This is a genomic window from Spirosoma spitsbergense DSM 19989, assembly GCF_000374085.1.
Lineage (GTDB): Bacteria > Bacteroidota > Bacteroidia > Cytophagales > Spirosomataceae > Spirosoma > Spirosoma spitsbergense.
The window spans coordinates 14,791-31,188 of the sequence record NZ_KB893580.1 but is presented as its reverse complement, the minus strand read 5'-3'; the positions used below and the strand labels follow the sequence as shown (position 1 = coordinate 31,188).

Genomic DNA, 16,398 nt, shown 5'->3' with positions numbered 1-16,398 from the left:
ATGAAAACAAGCTATATCCTTCTCACTATCCTTGCCCTGGTTACCCTTACGGGCATGGTGGCTACCGATGTGCTGCTCAAACAACAGTACAACACCATCGACTGGCGTAATCCGTACCAGCAATTCGACACGAGACGCCTGCCCACGGCACGTCATTGGGTCATTGAGGGAACATCTACCACCGAAATTGTGGTGCTGGAAAGCGCGGATAAACCGCAGGCATTGATAGCCCCCGATTTTACCAGATATTATCATACGCAGCAGCAGGGGGATACAGTGTTTGTTACATTCACCCCCGACGATACGAGCTATCAACTCGACCCGCGGGAGGATGCCAGTCGGGAATTGGGCGTTCGGTTAGTGCTTCGGTTGCCGGCACTACAAACCCTGCGGATTAAAGATGGGCGGGTAACGTTGTCTGAACTCAAAAAGGACAGCCTGTGGGTGATCGTGCAGAACAGCCGACTCCGCACGGCAGGAGGGAAGCTAAACTCCTTTTCTGTAGTGGCCAGACAAAACAGTTTCATCACTATGGGCCCCAACCAGTACGGATCTATACAAGCCACAGTGCAGGATTCGAGCGGTATCTGGCTGAATGATACGCAGGTGAACAACTTTACCGTGCAGGCTTCGCCTAAAGCGGATGTACAGTTAAAAGGGCGGGCGTTGAGTTGGCTGAAATAAATCCCGCAACCGTTAACGCCATACATACGTCCCCACCGCCCCGCCAGCCAGCGTTGCACTTAGCTGTTTTCCCTTACTGTCGATGCTGAAGCGGAGGGATGACTTGCTGTCGTTCAGTACGATAAGTACCAGATAGCCATCGGGTGTTTTGAAGGCTACGTTGGGGAGGTTTTTTGGTTCATCGGAGGCAATACGCACGGAGCCGGGCCGGACGAATTTAGACGCAACCGCCACGTTATAATAGGCCGGATTCCGTGTGACGGTATTGCCGCTGATAGTAAGTGCGCCCAGACACTTATCGCAGCCACCCGGCGTGTGCGGATTTTGGTTTGGGTCGGCAGCTAAATTCCATTGTAATACGTTCCGGCTCCAGTTGCGGGTTGCCCCAATAATCAGTTCGCGAACGTGCCACACCAAGTCGCCTTTCATATTGCCCGGTGCGCCAATCCACTGCTCGGTGAAATAAATGTTCTTGTCGGGATACGCGGTATGAACCTCCGACAGGGCACTAATCGGCCCGGCGTACAGGTGAAACGCCGATCCATCCACGTACTGTCGGGTTTCGGGATCGTTTAGTACCGTAATCGGGTAATCCGGGCGGTCGGCGTTGTGGTCGTACAGAATAATTTTCGTTTTCAGTTTGGCTGCTTTGAAGGCCGGTCCCAGACTTTTTTTGATGAATAGTGCCTGCTCGGCCGGGAGCATGAGCAGGCTGGGGTTATTACCGGGATGTAGGGGCTCATTCTGTATCGTGATGGCGTCAATCCGAATGCCTTCTCTAGCCATTCCCTGAATGTACTTCACGAAGTAGCGGGCGTAGGCATCGTAGTAGGCCAGTTTCAGGCTCCCGCCTTTTGAGTTTCCATTGGTTTTCATCCAGACAGGGGGCGACCAGGGAGAACCCAGAATTTTCAGGGTTGGGTTGATGGCCAGAATTTCTTTCAGTACCGGAATCAGGTGCGCCCGGTCGGGGGCCAGACTGAATTTGGCGAGCGCAGGGTCCGTTTGCCCATCGGATAGATCATCGTAGGAAAACACCCGCTCGTCGAGGTCAGAAGCGCCGATACTCACCCGCAGGTAGCTCACGCCAATGCCTTTTCCGCTGGTCGAAAAGAGTTCCTGTAGCAGTTTGGTCCGGTCGGGGGCCGCCATCTGGTGAATGAGCGTAGCACTGCCCCCCGTGAGGGTGTAGCCAAAACCGTCGATGGGCTGGTAGGTTTGCGACGCATCGACATGAATAACCGGCCCCTGTTCAGCCAAACCGCCAAACGACAGTGACGGCTGCTGCACAAACAGAATCGATCTGGCCGGGTCCGTCAGCCAGTAATCAATCCGTTCAGGTCTGCCTAATCCAGGCCGGGTCTGGGCAAAAAGCTGGTTCGCTATCGGGAAAAATAACAGAACCCAGACGATATACCGCCAGCGCCATTGTGTATGTGTAAATCGGTCCATTGTCAGGACAAAGGTAGCCTGTGGCTGTCTATACTGACTGATGATTCAGGTCGTTGCTTTTCGCTTCCGGCGGTTCAGCCGGACCTCCTGAAGTTCATACGTGATGCCCTGCACCTTTGCCGTTTCCTGGTAATCGTAAAGCATATTATAGATGTCGTGATCAATAAACGGGGCTTTACTGCCATTAACCAACACGGTATCGCCGGGTTTAAGAGAGCCTAACGCTTCTTTCAACTGCGGCTTGCTCAGGAAATACAGGTCTTTCTCAAACACAATGGTTACCTGCTTTCCCTTCCGGGTCAGGCGGAAGGTAGTCTGAAAATTGGTATGGAGCACAAAAATTATCCCCACCACCGTGCCCAGCGCAATACCGATCAGCAGGTCGGTGAAAATGATACCGGCTACCGTCACGACGAACGGAACGAACTGACTCCAGCCGTCCCGATACGTTTTTTTGAAAATGGCTGGCTTGGCCAGCTTATAGCCCACCATAATCAGTACAGCCGCCAGGCAGGACAGCGGAATCCGGTTGAGCAGGGCACCGCCCAGAAAGACCGCTACCAGTAGAAAAAGACCGTGCAGTATAGCCGACAACCGGGTGCGTGCTCCTCCGTATATATTGGCCGATGTTCGAACCACTACCGACGTAACGGGCAATCCGCCAATCAACCCCGACAGCATATTGCCAATGCCCTGCGCGATCAGTTCCTGATTGGTAGACGATACGCGTTTGGCCGAGTCGAGCCGGTCAGATGCTTCGAGGTTCAACAGGGTTTCCAGACTGGCTACCAGGGCAATGGTGGCCGCCAGTCCATAAATATGCGGGTTTGCCAACGTGCTGAAATCTGGGAAATCAAAGATGGAAAAGAGGCTTTTTCCCGGTGCAATAATGGGTATCTGGACCATGTGCTGATGGGCCGTATCGCCCAGGTACCAGCCGGGCACGGCTACCTGAAAAAATTCATTGAGTGCCACTCCCATGATCACCACGACCAGAGCCGCCGGGAAGTTTTTAACGAACGGGCGTTTGTCGCGACTGGTCAGTTTCTCCCAGCCAATCAGAAAACCCAGCGAAAGAACACTGATCAAAACCGCCCCGGGACTGGCCGTTTCGACAGCCCGGTATAGTTCGGATAGTGTATTTTCCCCATCGGCCAGTTGCTGAAACTCATAGTCGCCTTCGTAATCATTATCGCGCCCCAGCGCGTGCGGAATCTGTTTCAGGATAATAACAATACCGATGGCAACCAGCATCCCTTTAATCACACTATCGGGAAAAAAACCACTAAACCGGCCGGCTTTTATCAAGCCCAGGATGAACTGCATCAGGCCCGCCAGCACGACTGCTACCAGAAATGCTTCGTAAGATCCTACCTTTGTAATGGCATCGGCCACGATTACGGCCAGTCCGGCAGCGGGGCCGCTCACACTGATTTCTGAACCTGAAAATAACCCAACCACAATCCCGCCGATCATACCGGCCACCAGGCCCGAAAATAGGGGAGCACCCGAAGCCAGGGCAATACCCAGGCAAAGCGGCAGAGCGATAAGAAACACGGATAGACCGGCCGGAAAATCCTGCCGGAAGTAAGTGGATTGGTAATTCCGAAGGGAATTCAAGGGGGTAAACAGTTGCATAGACGTATAGTGACCGTGTTGGTATGCTGGTGATGGGACGTTGACTGATGTCCCTGTTCAAAGGTACACATAGATTAAAATAAGATTAAAATAACTTTGTATTGACCCCTTTAACTGACGCTGAAAAATTATTTATACGGGAAAACCTGACCACCGATGTCCGATCATGGCTGCTACGCAGTCATCCCGTTGGTATGGACATCAGGAAACTGGTGGCTCAGGTACTGGCCCGTCAGAAAGCCCGCGATAAGTTGCCGGCCTGGTATGCGACTGATACCCTGATTTTTCCCCCGGCGTTATCGGTGGAGCAGGCTTCCTCGGAGCGAACGGCCCTGTACAAGGCATCGCTGGTGCAGGGCGCGTTACTGGTTGACGTTACGGGTGGGATGGGCGTTGATACCTGGGCATTCTCCCGCCGAACGGGACACGTTGTGTACGTGGAACAGCAACCCGAACTGGTAGAACACGCCCGGTACAACCTGCCGCTGCTGGGCGTGACCAATGCCGGGTTTCTGGTGGGGGATGGGATACGTATGCTTGGCCAGATCACAGCGGGCAGTCGGGACAAGAAGGCTGACTGGCTCTACCTCGATCCACACCGGCGCGATGAGCAGGGCGGTAAAGTAGTGAAACTGGACGACTGCGAACCCGACATTACCCAGCCGGGTGTACTCGATCGGTTACTACAGTACACCCGTAAAATTCTGGTGAAAGTTTCCCCGTTACTGGACATCGATTTAGCCCTGAAACAGCTGGCCAACCGCGTAGAAACGGTGCATATTGTAGCAGTACAGGGGGAAGTGAAGGAGTTATTGTTTGTTATTGATAATCAGTTTGTTGATAAAGTTAATGTTAAATTTAACACTGTTAACCTGTTGCCGGATACCGTAGTTGGTCTACAGTTTCTCTGGCAGGAAGAATTAACCGCAGCCGTTGACTTTGGTAACCCCAAAAAGTACCTGTATGAGCCCAATGCCGCCGTATTGAAGGCAGGTGCGTTTCGGATAGTGGCTGCTCGATACGGTTTGGTTAAACTAGCCCCCAACAGCCATTTGTATACCAGTGATGCGCTGAAGGCTGATTTCCCCGGTCGGATTTTCCAGCTTAAGGAAATAATCAAACCCGACAAAAACACCCTTAAAAAGCATATCCCCGACCTGAAAGCCAACCTGACTACACGAAACTTTCCGCAGACCGTAGCAGAAATGCGGAAAAAATTATCTTTACGGGAAGGTGGTTCAATTTACATTTTGGCAACCACCCTGCTGAACGGTGATAAGCGGCTGTTAATTACCCAAAAAGCAGATTTGGTTCAAGCGTAAACAGAGGTACATACCTACTCATTTAACTCACTAGTCAGATCATAACCATGATAACATTTGTACGTTTTATTATACTTGGCTATTTGTTGACAGCGTGCAATTGTACCCACGCTCAAACTGTTTACGCGGGTGAAAGTACAGTTGACAAGGGTAAAATTGCGGGACTATACCTGACCCTTCAGGGAGATGGGAAGCAAATTGAAAAAGATTGGGAAACCCAACTACAGAAGTACGGACGCGTATCGGCTTCGCGGGGAACCTACCGCGTGCCCAATGCCAGCATACCGGCCGTATCATCGGAGCCTGTCAATATGGTTAGTACCGTAAAATCATCGCGCACATCCGCTACCATTTTTGCCGCGTTCGACCTCGGGAGTGGTAATTATGTTACTACGGGTGGGGTTGGGTATTCCGGTGCTGAAGAACTACTCAAAAACTTTAGCAGGAGTACCCTTTACGGGCAGGAGGTACGCGTGGCGCAGGACGGGTTTGACGAGGCCCAGAAAAATCACCAGAAACTGGTTCGTAACGGCGAGCGACTTCAGCGTGCCATCGAGCAGAACGCCAAAGAAAAAGAACGGCTTCTGAAACGAATAGAGGACAACGATAAAGAACTGCTGCAACTACAGAAGGATACAGAAACCAATAAAACCGAACAGGAAAAAGCCCTTTTGGAACTGGAAAGCCGAAAGAGTAATGTAGAAGCGGTGAAATCGAAGAGCAGTAATTAATGCGTTAGGACGAGTTGGTTACTACATATAACCTTACTGGTTAATCGGTATTGTGTTTGCCAATCCAAGGGGGAATATAATTTACTGTTTAGACCCTGATTACGCCATCTGATAAATTTATTTGACATAATTGGATGATATTACTATACCGTGTACTATTATTACAGGATAATTTGTAACCCCTAATCCATAAATTATTTGTTACTCCTCATGCAGATATGGATACATATATGACAGACGAAGAGATGATTCGTCAATACCTACCCCATAATACGACGCAGTGTTTTGAAACCCTCTACAATCGTTACGTAAATAAAGTCTACCACCGCTGTTTGCAGATGACGAAAGATTCGGACAAGGCGGAAGATTTTACCCAGGATATCTTCATAAAAGTATTCGGTAAACTGGAGGGCTTTCAGCAACGGTCCAGTTTCTCGACCTGGCTTTACTCCATCTCTTATAATTACTGCGCTGACCAGCTTCGATTGGCTAAACGATTTTCCACGACGCAACTGGAAGAAAGCCACGAGAGCACTACGTATGAAGACTCCATGGAAACTCAGTTGCGGGAAGAATCCTATCAGGTCATGCAACAGGTTATTGGTACTTTATCTCCTCAGGAACGCACTATTCTACGGCTGAAATACGAAGATGGATTGAGCATAGATGAAATTGCCCAACTGTACGACCTTAAGATAAGTGCGGTCAAAATGAGACTAAAGCGAAGCCGGGCAAAAGTGCAGCAGCTTTGTGTACAGCGATTTGTCGATTAATCAGGCCACTACGGATGCCTGTCAGACGAACAGGGTAAAACTGGTTTGAAGTTTTTCTTACTGAAAAAAAGGCAAAAGCTCCCACCGGGAGCTTTTGTCTTTTGAAGACGGTTTGAACAGGGGTGATACCCTAATTACCTTCTTTGAAAAATACCCGTTTTACCCGCTCACTGATGCCGGTTAACAGTTCATAGGGAATGGTGCCAATTTGTCGGGCCAGCTCGCTGATGGGTAATTCAGGACCGAAAATAATAACGACATCCCCTTCTGATGCCACTGCCGACGTAATGTCAACCATCGTCATGTCCATACAGACGTTACCCACTGTTTCACATCGTGTTCCATTGACCAGTACCTGACCGATACCGTTCCCGAACCGGCGGTCGTAGCCATCGGCGTAGCCAATAGCCAGCGTAGCAATGCGGGCATCGTGCGTGAGTACTCCCCGGCGACTGTAGCCGACTGACTCGCCCGCCCTGACGGTTTTAATCTGGCTGATAACCGTTCGTAGCGTACCGACCGTATGTAATACGGAAGGGTTCAGCCCGCTGGCTTCAACCCCGTAAAGGCCAATGCCCAGCCGAACCATATCAAGCTTGTAGTCCGGAAACCGCATGATACCCGCCGAATTGAGCATATGTCGGGTAGGCCGATAGCCTAAAGCCGTTTCCAGTATGGTTGTGCTCCGCAGGAACGTTTCGTACTGCTGCTGTGAAAATGCATTGAACCGGGCTTCGTCCGAACCAACCAGATGGCTGAACACCGACGCAACCTGCAGCGTTGGCTGCGTATTCAGGTAATCGGCCACTCCGGGTAGTTCGGATTCCAGAAAACCAAGCCGGTGCATGCCCGTGTCAATTTTTAGATGGATGCAGGATTCTGTAGCAGGGGTGACCCGGTCACTCCTGTTACTGGCTAAAAAATCTCCCCACTCGGTCAGCACCCGCATACTATAAATCTCCGGCTCCAGGCGGTAGGCCAGCAGGGCCGAAAAGGTTTCGGGAGCGGGATTCATCACCATAATCGGCAGGTTGATTCCGTTCTTTCTAAGGGCCACCCCTTCGTCGGCATAGGCAACCGCCAGATAGTCGACCCGATGGTACTGAAGCAGCTGGGCTACTTCCGTACTGCCACTTCCGTAGGCAAATGCCTTTACCATAACCATAATCTTCGTGCCGGAACCAACTTTTTCCCGGTAGCTATTCAGGTTATGGGTCAGGGCATCGAGGTTAATGTCGAGCACCGTGCCGTGCACTTTTTCCGCCAGTCGGTTACTAATCCGCTCAAATGAGAAGGGCCGTGCTCCTTTCACCAGTACCGCACTGTTCTGTAGTGTATGAAAGAGGAAATGGGCCAGCAAATCATCGGTAGATGTATAAAACAAACTATTGTCAGCAAACAAATGGGCGTTACGACTCAATACGGGACCAATACCAATGAACTGGGCTACGTCGGCCTCCTTAATCAGGGTACTGACCAGCGCATACAGGTCCTGTTCCGGTTGCCCCGACTGGAGGACATCGGATAAAAAAACGACCCGGCGTGTTCGGGTGGTCTGCTGATTCAAAAAGCGGAGGGCCAGTTGAAGACCCGCTACGTCGTTATTATACGAGTCATCAATCAGCACGCAGTTATTGATACCCGCTTTTTGTTCCAGTCGCATCGACACCGGGCGCAACCGATTCAGGCGGGGCTGAAGCTGCGTACCTGTTTCGGCGCGTATCGTCAGCATCGTTACCAGACAGTGTGTCAGGTTCTCGACGGAGGCCGGGTCTGTAAAGGGAAGGGTTACCCGAATGGAGCCGGTCTCCGGGCTGGTCAGGGTCAGTTCACTTCCGCTTAGTTCTACCTGATACGTTGCTTTATTCCCCTGCATTGACCAGGTAACGCACTGGATGTGGGGGTTAACGGCTTTCAGGAGTAGGTTTACTTCCTCGTCGATATCGACGTAATCGGTGCAGTAAATGAGGGTGTCCGCGTGGGTAAATAGCCGGAGTTTCTCCGCAATTTTCTGTTTCCGGGTTCGGAAGCCTTCATCATGGGCCGTGCCAACATTGGTAAACACGCCAATGGTGGGCCGGATGATGCGTTCGAGGGCGGGCATCTCCTGCGCCTGTGAAATGCCGGCTTCAAAAATACCCAGCGTATGACGGGGGGTCAACTCATGCACCGACAGGGGAACGCCCAGTTGAGAATTATAGCTTTTGGGGCTTTTGGCAATAACAAAGTCATCGGACAGCAGGTGGGCCAGCCATTCTTTCACGATGGTTTTTCCATTACTCCCCGTGATACCAATTACCGGAATTTGAAATCGCTGCCGGTGCTCGGCAGCCAGCGTTTGCAGGGTTTGTAAACTACTATCTACCTCCATGAATTCGGCTTCGGTATACTGGCTGAGTTCAGCCCGCCGGTCGGTCAGGGCCAAACGCTCCACCACGAACCGCCGGACCCCTTTTCGGTAGAGGTCACCGATAAAAGCGTGCCCGTCATGGTGTTCACCCCGGATGGCGAAAAAAACAACGTCAGCCAGTTGTTTTTCGCCGGGTAGTCCGGTTAGCTGTCGGGAATCGGTCAGCCATTGTCGGTTTATGAGGGAATAGTTCTTCGTTGTCATGTCAGAAAGCAGGGTTGACCAAATGATGACGACAATTCTTTTTGTAAATCATTCATCATTCATTTACATCCAGCCACGGCGTTTGAAGTAAATAATTTCACCGATGGCAATAATCGCCATTACGGCCCAGGTGTAAAAATACCCGTGTGGGCTCTTTAGTTCGGGCATAAACTCGAAATTCATGCCGTACACACCAACAATGAATGTCAGCGGAATAAAAATGGCCGATACAATAGTAAGCGTTTTCATGACCGAGTTCATCCGGTTGTTTACAATCGAATAATACACATCCATCAGGCCTGCAATGAGTTCCCTGTACGACTCCTGGGTTTCAATGACCTGACTGATATGGTCGGCCAGGTCGCGCAGGTAGGGCAGGGTGTTGCGCTGGATAAGGTCCGACTCTTCGCGGAGCAGCGTGCCGAGGATGTCCCGTACCGGATAAATGGTTCGGCGGATAAAGGCCAGTTCGCGTTTCAGCGTGTAGAGGGTTGCCAGCGTCTGCTGGTTAGCGCGTTCCTGCACCAGTTGCTCTTCCATTTCATCCATCTTATCGCCAATCCGTTCCGTAATCAGGAAGTAGTGGTCGATGATAACATCCATCAGCGCGTACAGTAAGTAGTCGGGGCCATTACGCCGGGTTTTGCCCGACGACGCTTTAATCCGTTCGATAATCGGCTCGAACATATCCCTGGTGCGCTCTTCCTGAAAGGAAATCAGGAAGTTGGTCCCCAGTACGAAGCTGATATGCTCTACGTCAATTTCCTGGTGCTGAATACTATGATGGATCATCTTCATGGTGACGAAAACGACCTGACTACCTGGCTGGGCGCCCTCTTTAGTACTCAGGGGCGTTTCATCGTACAAATCAATCTTGGGCTTCTGCTCTGTATTGAGTACATCTTCCAGCAGTAGGGCGTGCAGGTGGTATTGTTGACCCAGGGCCGCCACTACTTTTGGTTCATGAATGCCATCCACATCAATCCAGTGTATGTAAGGCGTTTGGAGGGAAGGGAGTTGACAGGCACTTAACTTACTGCTGCTATCGATTCGGTAATCGGTGGCATTATACTCGATACGCTTGATTTTGATGGCATGTTCGATATCCGCTCCTACATACGTTAGAGTGCCGGGAGAAGTGCCGAGGGTTTTTTCGGCGGAGCGATAACGCTTGCGTTTCGACATAATGAACCGGTAGTTTTGGGTAGCAGATGGCCACTACAGGCCTGGTTGTGTTAATGGATAAACGAATGGCCGGGCGAGTTGTTGATAGGTAAGTGAAATTCGCCATAGAACCCAACGGACAAAAAAGCGCAAAGACTGGTAGCCCCCATAAAAAGACAATCCCTGTCCATCAACGGACAGGGATTGTCTTTTTATTGAAATGAACATTGTCCGTTTACTTGATATCGCCCCGGATTTCACCTGCTGGATAGACGGTCGTGTGCAGGTTGGAATAGTAATAGCCATTGAACAAACTGTCCACTCGTCCGGCAGTGGTCAGGGTTGTCGTGCCGATAATGGGCGAAGCCAGGCCAGGGAATGGAATCTCAACCGGTCCTGTACCATTAGCGGCATTGATTCGGTGCAGGTGTCCCGCCGTGGGTGTTAGCCCCGAATAGGTAACGGTATAACTCAGTACGCGGGTCGACGGGTCGATAACGCCTTTAAAGGCACCCGTAGCGGTTGAAGCATTCGGCGTGGGCTTCTCAGCGGCTCCGTTCATCGTAGCGGTCAGCTGGATAGGCCCGTTCACCCGAACATTACCCCGGATTTCGCCACCCGGATTCGCCGTTGTGTGCAGATTGGCATAGTAAAAACCATTAATCAGGCTGTCGACCCGGGTCGATGTGGCCAGGGTAGCCGTGCCGATAATGGGCGAAGCCAGTCCCGAAAACGGAATCTCGACGCCACCTGTACCATTAGCCGCCGTAACGCGGTGCAGGTGCCCCGCTACGGGGGTCAGCCCGGAATAGATAACCGTGTAACTCAGTACGCGGGTAGCCCGGTCAATCACCCCAACAAACGAGCCCGACGCTGCGGAACTGACGGAGTTGGGTTTTTCGGCCGCTCCACTCAGGGTAGACACCAACTGGATTTTTGCATCAGCCGGGAAAGTGCGGTGGTCATTACAACTGAGAAGGGTAACTGATAAGGAGATCAGTACTGCGAAGGACAGGAGCGTAGAAACTTTGTTCATGTGATTTAAGTGATTAGTAGTGAAAATAGTACGGAGTAAGCCACCCGGCTTACCCAGCTTTAATTTGATGGGTAAAGATGCTGTAAATCTGTTTTGTTCAAAAAAAGTAAAAGCTTACCAGTACGTACGCAGGAGCTACCGGAAGGGTTGTGTCGATGCCTGAAAAAAAAGTTATTTATTTTTAAAGTAAAAGCACCCGCTCATCCGTCATCCTTTCTGAAGCCCCGAAACAGAAGTGAATGCAACGAAAAAAAAAGATTGGATTTTCCGTCGTTTGTTGCGCTGCATTGAATCACCTCTGGTCAGGCCGGGCCTGGTTATAAATCATAAACAGTTAAATAACATGAACATCATCTGGAGAATTGCCGGTGTCGCCGTAGTGGCCGGACTGGCCCTGTTTCTGCTGTCACTCGTCGTGAAATTTTTGCTCGTTGGCATGGGCCTTGTCCTGCTGGTCCGGGTAGTAGGGCCACGGCTAATGGGTCGGGCATTCGGGCGGATGGAGCGCGGTGGCTGGCAGCAGGCCAATATCATAGCCATCGATAACCCTGCCTATCATTCTGGTAGAAGCACCGGTCATTTTGACCGGGTTATCGCCATCCGTTAAAGTAACATCAGTAAACAACAAATCGAGAACAAGTAAACACAAACAACCATGTATAACAAACAAGCATTCGAATCAGAACATAAAGGAGGCTGTGGCTCCTGGGGCGGACGCAGCAAATTTGGCGGCTCCTGGGGTGGACCCGCCTTTGGCCGGGGTACATTTGGCGGAAGAGGCCATCGTGCCTGGGGAGCGCACCGGCCCCCGGTTAATATCGAGGAAACCGACACCGAGTATGTAATTGCCCTGTACGCAGCCGGACTCGTTAAAGAAAAGGTGTCACTAACCGTTAAAGACGACGTATTGACTATTTCGTACGCCCCCGACTCCGCCGGAAAAACGGAAACGGGCAATACCACCTACCAGGAATTCAGTACCCATTCGTTTGAGCGATCATTCAAACTGAACAATAAAGTGCTGATAGAAAGTATATCGGCTACCTATACCGATGGTATCCTGAAGATTACATTACCAAAAAATCCGGCAACCAACGTGCCTGCCCAAACGATTACTGTTGGGTAGTCTAGTGGAAATCCGAACAAAAGAAAGGCCCATCCGGAATTCCGGATGGGCCTTTCTTTTGTTCGGATGCACGTCTGAAAAATAGAACGTGCGGGTATTAGTTCTTCTTTATATCGCCCCGGATCTCTCCGCCTGGATACGCTGTTGTGTGCAGGTTGGCATAATAAAAGCCACCCACCAAACTGTCCACTTTCGATTGAGCCAGCGCTGAGGTTGTGCCAATAATAGGGCTTGTCAACGATGGGAATGTAATGTCAACCTGGCCTGTACCATTAGTAGCATTGATCCGGTGTAAGTGCCCTGCGGTAGGCGTCAGACCAGAATAGGTAACCGTGTAACTCATCACCCGGGTAGTCGTATTCAGATTTCCGACAAAAGAACCCACGGCTGTCGATGTGGTCGACGTTGGCTTCTCGTTCGCCCCGTTAATGGTTGCCGTTAACACGGCTACAGTCGGTGTTGATAACGTAACCGGGTTGTCGCTCTTACTACAGGACGAACCAATCAGGCCCAGTGCCAGGAGCGCAGCAACGGAGAGAATTTTACTTTTTTTCATAACAGTTGATAATGAGTATAACAAGTGTAACTGATGCCAGCTACTGTGCTGGTGTCAGTTGATAAACCGGATATAACTGTTTTGGTTTTTGAAAAGCGGCTTTTTACGCAAATTTGTCAGAAGAAAAAGCACCTTTTACACCAAATCTGTCTGTCAGACAGGCTGGCAACTGCGCACACTAACAGACTGGTAGCAGCTGAACTTATTTCTTTTTGATATTTCCCCGAATTTCGCCCGCCGGGTAGGCTGCCGAATGTAGATTGACATAATAGAACCCATTCATCATGCTATCTATTTTCGACTGAGCCAAAGCTGCCGTAGTGCCCGTAATGGGACTGGTAACCGATTTAAACGCCACATCGACACCACCCGTGCCGTCGGCTTTCGTTATCTTGTGCAGGTGTCCCATCGTTGGGGTAAATCCCTGATAGGTGACCGTATAACTCAAAACCCGGGTAGTCGTGTTCAACTCACCCTCGAAGGTGCCGGTAGCGGTTGAAGGCGTTGGATTCGGCTTCTCGCTGGCCCCGTTCAGGGTAGCTGTCAACGAAACCATGGCTTTTGGGGCATTTTTAAACGATAAACCAACAAGGCCCAGGACCAATAGGGCCGCAACGGATAAAAGGCTTATTTTTTTCATGAGCGTTCAGGGGTTAAAATTAGTATGATAACAACGTAGGATCAAGTTAGTTAGACCACTATTCGTAAACGGGTTATACGACTTATAGTTTGACAATGGCTCCTGTTTCTTTACCTATGCGACAATAAAAACGGGTAAATGCACTAAAATCAGCTAACTGGGGACCATGTTGCCCCGGATTATCATCCATTTGGCAGAATATTTCCAAAACGAGTCAGAATCTTCTAATTTTGACCCGCCACCCGAACCGATTTTTCTGATACGGGTGGTTTTACCAATAGAGTGTTCATTCAGTAACCTGTTATTCCTGTTAGTTATGGCCTTTGATGTAGACATGATTCGGCGCGTATACGCAACCCTTGGCGAACGTGTAGAAGCAGCCCGAAAGGCAGTGGGTAAACCGCTGACCCTGTCGGAGAAAATTTTATATAGTCACCTTTTTTCCGGGGCTACTACCCAGGCATTCGAGCGGGGTAAAGCCTACGTGGACTTTGCTCCCGACCGCGTAGCCATGCAGGATGCTACGGCCCAGATGGCCCTGCTGCAGTTTATGCAGGCGGGTCGGCCGCAGGTAGCCGTTCCCTCCACCGTGCATTGCGACCACCTGATTCAGGCTGAAGTAGGCGCGGATAAAGATCTGGATGTCGCTAAAAGCAAAAACAAGGAGGTCTACGACTTTCTGGCGTCCATCTCTGACAAATACGGTATCGGTTTCTGGAAACCCGGGGCCGGTATCATTCACCAGGTCGTACTGGAAAACTACGCCTTTCCTGGTGGGATGATGATTGGTACGGATTCGCACACGCCGAACGCGGGTGGTCTGGGTATGATTGCCATCGGTGTGGGTGGTGCTGATGCCTGCGACGTCATGGCGGGGCTGGCCTGGGAACTGAAAATGCCGAAACTCATTGGCATCAAACTAACCGGCAAACTGAGCGGCTGGGCATCGGCCAAAGACGTTATCCTGCGGGTAGCGGGTATCCTGACCGTGAAAGGCGGAACGGGCTGCATCGTCGAGTATTTTGGCGAAGGAGCCGAGAGCCTGTCGGCTACCGGTAAAGGAACCATTTGCAACATGGGCGCCGAAATTGGGGCAACCACGTCTATTTTCGCGTACGACGAAAAAATGGGCGACTACCTGCGGGCTACCAGCCGGACCGAAATTGCGGACGCTGCCGGGGAGGTAAGAGCAAATCTGCGGGCCGATGAAGAAGTCTATGCCGATCCCGCTCAATATTACGACCAACTGATTGAGATTAACCTGTCGGAACTGGAACCACACGTAAACGGACCATTCACGCCCGATCTGGCCTGGCCGCTGTCGAACTTTGCCAAAGCAGTAAAGGAAAACAACTGGCCCACCACGCTGGAAGTAGGCCTGATTGGTTCCTGTACCAACTCCAGCTACGAAGATATGACCCGCTCGGCCTCGGTAGCGGCTCAGGCAACGGCCAAAAACCTGAAAGCCAAAGCGGAATTTACGGTAACGCCCGGTTCTGAACTGGTCCGGTTTACCGCCGAACGCGACGGATTACTCGATACCTTCGAGCAAATTGGTGGGGTCGTGCTGGCCAACGCCTGTGGTCCCTGCATTGGGCAGTGGGCACGGCACATGGACGATCCAACCCGCAAGAACTCGATCATTACCTCGTTTAACCGGAACTTCGCCAAGCGGAACGACGGAAATGCCAGCACCCACGCCTTCGTGGCGTCGCCCGAAATCGTGACGGCCCTGGTAATCGCCGGTGATCTGACGTTCAACCCTATGACCGACACCCTGACCAACGAAGACGGGGAGCAGGTGAAACTCGATGAGCCACAGGGTATCGAGCAGCCGGTGAAAGGGTACGCCGTTGACGATGCCGGGTATCAGGCACCCGCCCAGGATGGTTCGGGAGTTCAGGTTATCGTGTCGCCCACGTCTGACCGTCTCCAGCTTCTGGAGCCGTTCAAGGCATGGGAGGGTACGGACCTGACGGGCTTGAAACTGCTCATCAAAGCCAAAGGCAAGTGTACCACCGACCATATCTCGATGGCGGGTCCCTGGCTCAAATACCGGGGTCACCTCGATAATATTTCCAACAACATGCTGATTGGCGCGGTGAACTTCTACAACGAGAAGACCAACACCGTGAAGAATCAGCTAACGGGTGAGTATGGCGAAGTACCGGCCGTGCAGCGGGCGTACAAAGCCGCCGGGGTTGGCTCCATCGTGGTTGGGGATGAGAACTACGGCGAAGGTTCCTCCCGCGAACACGCGGCCATGGAACCCCGTTTCCTCGGCGTGCGGGCCATTCTGGTGCGCTCATTCGCCCGGATTCACGAAACGAACCTGAAAAAACAGGGCATGCTGGCGCTGACGTTTGCCAACCCGGCCGATTACGACAAAGTACAGGAAGACGACACCATCGAAATCAACGGCCTGACAGAGTTTGCACCGGGCCGCCCGCTGGAAATCGTACTGCATCATGCCGATGGTACGGAAGATGAGTTTCCGGTCAATCATACCTACAATGAAGGCCAAATCGAGTGGTTCAAAGCGGGTGCTGCGCTGAACATCATTCGGATGAAGCAGACCGCGTAAGCAAGTTGTTCCGTAACGAAAAGGGGCCGTAGTCATTGACTACGGCCCCTTTTCGTTACGGAACAACTGCACTTTGGT

Annotated in this window: 14 protein-coding genes; 7 read left to right on the top strand and 7 right to left on the bottom strand. The window is 51.3% G+C overall.

Going from position 1 to position 16,398, the window contains the following annotated elements; all coding sequences use genetic code 11:
- On the top strand, positions 1-684 hold the full coding sequence (locus B157_RS0126105; RefSeq protein ID WP_020606265.1) for a hypothetical protein: 684 nt from the start codon (positions 1-3) through the stop codon (positions 682-684).
- 12 nt (positions 685-696) lie between these two features.
- On the opposite strand, the gene B157_RS0126100 is transcribed toward B157_RS0126105, so the two are convergent.
- Positions 697-2,136, bottom strand: coding sequence for a glycoside hydrolase family 30 protein (locus B157_RS0126100; protein ID WP_020606264.1), 1,440 nt, complete (start codon positions 2,134-2,136; stop codon positions 697-699).
- Between the two features lie 45 nt (positions 2,137-2,181).
- Positions 2,182-3,774 carry a SulP family inorganic anion transporter gene (locus tag B157_RS0126095; protein ID WP_020606263.1) on the bottom strand — a complete coding sequence of 531 codons (1,593 nt, stop codon included), beginning with the start codon at positions 3,772-3,774 and terminating at the stop codon, positions 2,182-2,184.
- A gap of 101 nt (positions 3,775-3,875) precedes the next feature.
- On the opposite strand from B157_RS0126095, the gene B157_RS0126090 reads away from it, so the two are divergent.
- From B157_RS0126090 to B157_RS0126080, 3 genes are all read left to right on the top strand, one after another.
- The gene (locus tag B157_RS0126090) at positions 3,876-5,096 is read left to right on the top strand and encodes a THUMP-like domain-containing protein (RefSeq protein ID WP_020606262.1); all 1,221 of its coding nucleotides are present in this window, start codon (positions 3,876-3,878) and stop codon (positions 5,094-5,096) included.
- A 47-nt stretch (positions 5,097-5,143) separates the two neighbouring features.
- The gene (locus B157_RS0126085) at positions 5,144-5,827 is read left to right on the top strand and encodes a hypothetical protein (protein ID WP_020606261.1); all 684 of its coding nucleotides are present in this window, start codon (positions 5,144-5,146) and stop codon (positions 5,825-5,827) included.
- Between the two features lie 218 nt (positions 5,828-6,045).
- A complete protein-coding gene (locus B157_RS0126080; RefSeq protein WP_020606260.1) occupies positions 6,046-6,600 on the top strand; it encodes an RNA polymerase sigma factor in 555 nt (184 codons plus the stop codon).
- A 130-nt stretch (positions 6,601-6,730) separates the two neighbouring features.
- Here B157_RS0126080 and B157_RS0126075 read toward each other — a convergent pair whose 3' ends face one another.
- The 3 genes from B157_RS0126075 to B157_RS40325 all read right to left on the bottom strand — a co-directional run bounded on the left by B157_RS0126075 (position 6,731) and on the right by B157_RS40325 (position 11,414).
- On the bottom strand, positions 6,731-9,226 hold the full coding sequence (locus B157_RS0126075) for a bifunctional UDP-N-acetylmuramoyl-tripeptide:D-alanyl-D-alanine ligase/alanine racemase (protein WP_281168506.1): 2,496 nt from the start codon (positions 9,224-9,226) through the stop codon (positions 6,731-6,733).
- Between the two features lie 51 nt (positions 9,227-9,277).
- Positions 9,278-10,399: a magnesium/cobalt transporter CorA gene (gene corA, locus B157_RS0126070; protein ID WP_020606258.1), complete on the bottom strand. Its 1,122-nt coding sequence runs from the start codon at positions 10,397-10,399 to the stop codon at positions 9,278-9,280.
- Between the two features lie 214 nt (positions 10,400-10,613).
- Complete coding sequence (locus B157_RS40325) at positions 10,614-11,414, bottom strand: CHRD domain-containing protein (RefSeq protein WP_020606257.1); 801 nt, start codon at positions 11,412-11,414, stop codon at positions 10,614-10,616.
- Positions 11,415-11,757: 343 nt separating this feature from the next.
- On the opposite strand from B157_RS40325, the gene B157_RS0126060 reads away from it, so the two are divergent.
- Positions 11,758-12,021, top strand: a complete 264-nt coding sequence (locus B157_RS0126060; RefSeq protein WP_020606256.1) for a hypothetical protein — start codon at positions 11,758-11,760, stop codon at positions 12,019-12,021.
- A 48-nt stretch (positions 12,022-12,069) separates the two neighbouring features.
- Positions 12,070-12,540, top strand: coding sequence for an Hsp20/alpha crystallin family protein (locus B157_RS0126055; RefSeq protein ID WP_020606255.1), 471 nt, complete (start codon positions 12,070-12,072; stop codon positions 12,538-12,540).
- 97 nt (positions 12,541-12,637) lie between these two features.
- Here B157_RS0126055 and B157_RS0126050 read toward each other — a convergent pair whose 3' ends face one another.
- Together B157_RS0126050 and B157_RS0126045 are read right to left on the bottom strand one after the other, a co-directional pair.
- Positions 12,638-13,096 (bottom strand): CHRD domain-containing protein, encoded by a 459-nt coding sequence (locus B157_RS0126050; RefSeq protein WP_020606254.1) that lies wholly within the window; start codon positions 13,094-13,096, stop codon positions 12,638-12,640.
- Between the two features lie 202 nt (positions 13,097-13,298).
- Positions 13,299-13,736 (bottom strand): CHRD domain-containing protein, encoded by a 438-nt coding sequence (locus B157_RS0126045; RefSeq protein ID WP_020606252.1) that lies wholly within the window; start codon positions 13,734-13,736, stop codon positions 13,299-13,301.
- Between the two features lie 316 nt (positions 13,737-14,052).
- On the opposite strand from B157_RS0126045, the gene B157_RS0126040 reads away from it, so the two are divergent.
- Positions 14,053-16,320 (top strand): aconitate hydratase, encoded by a 2,268-nt coding sequence (locus B157_RS0126040; protein ID WP_026308975.1) that lies wholly within the window; start codon positions 14,053-14,055, stop codon positions 16,318-16,320.
- The last annotated feature ends 78 nt before the right edge of the window (positions 16,321-16,398 follow it).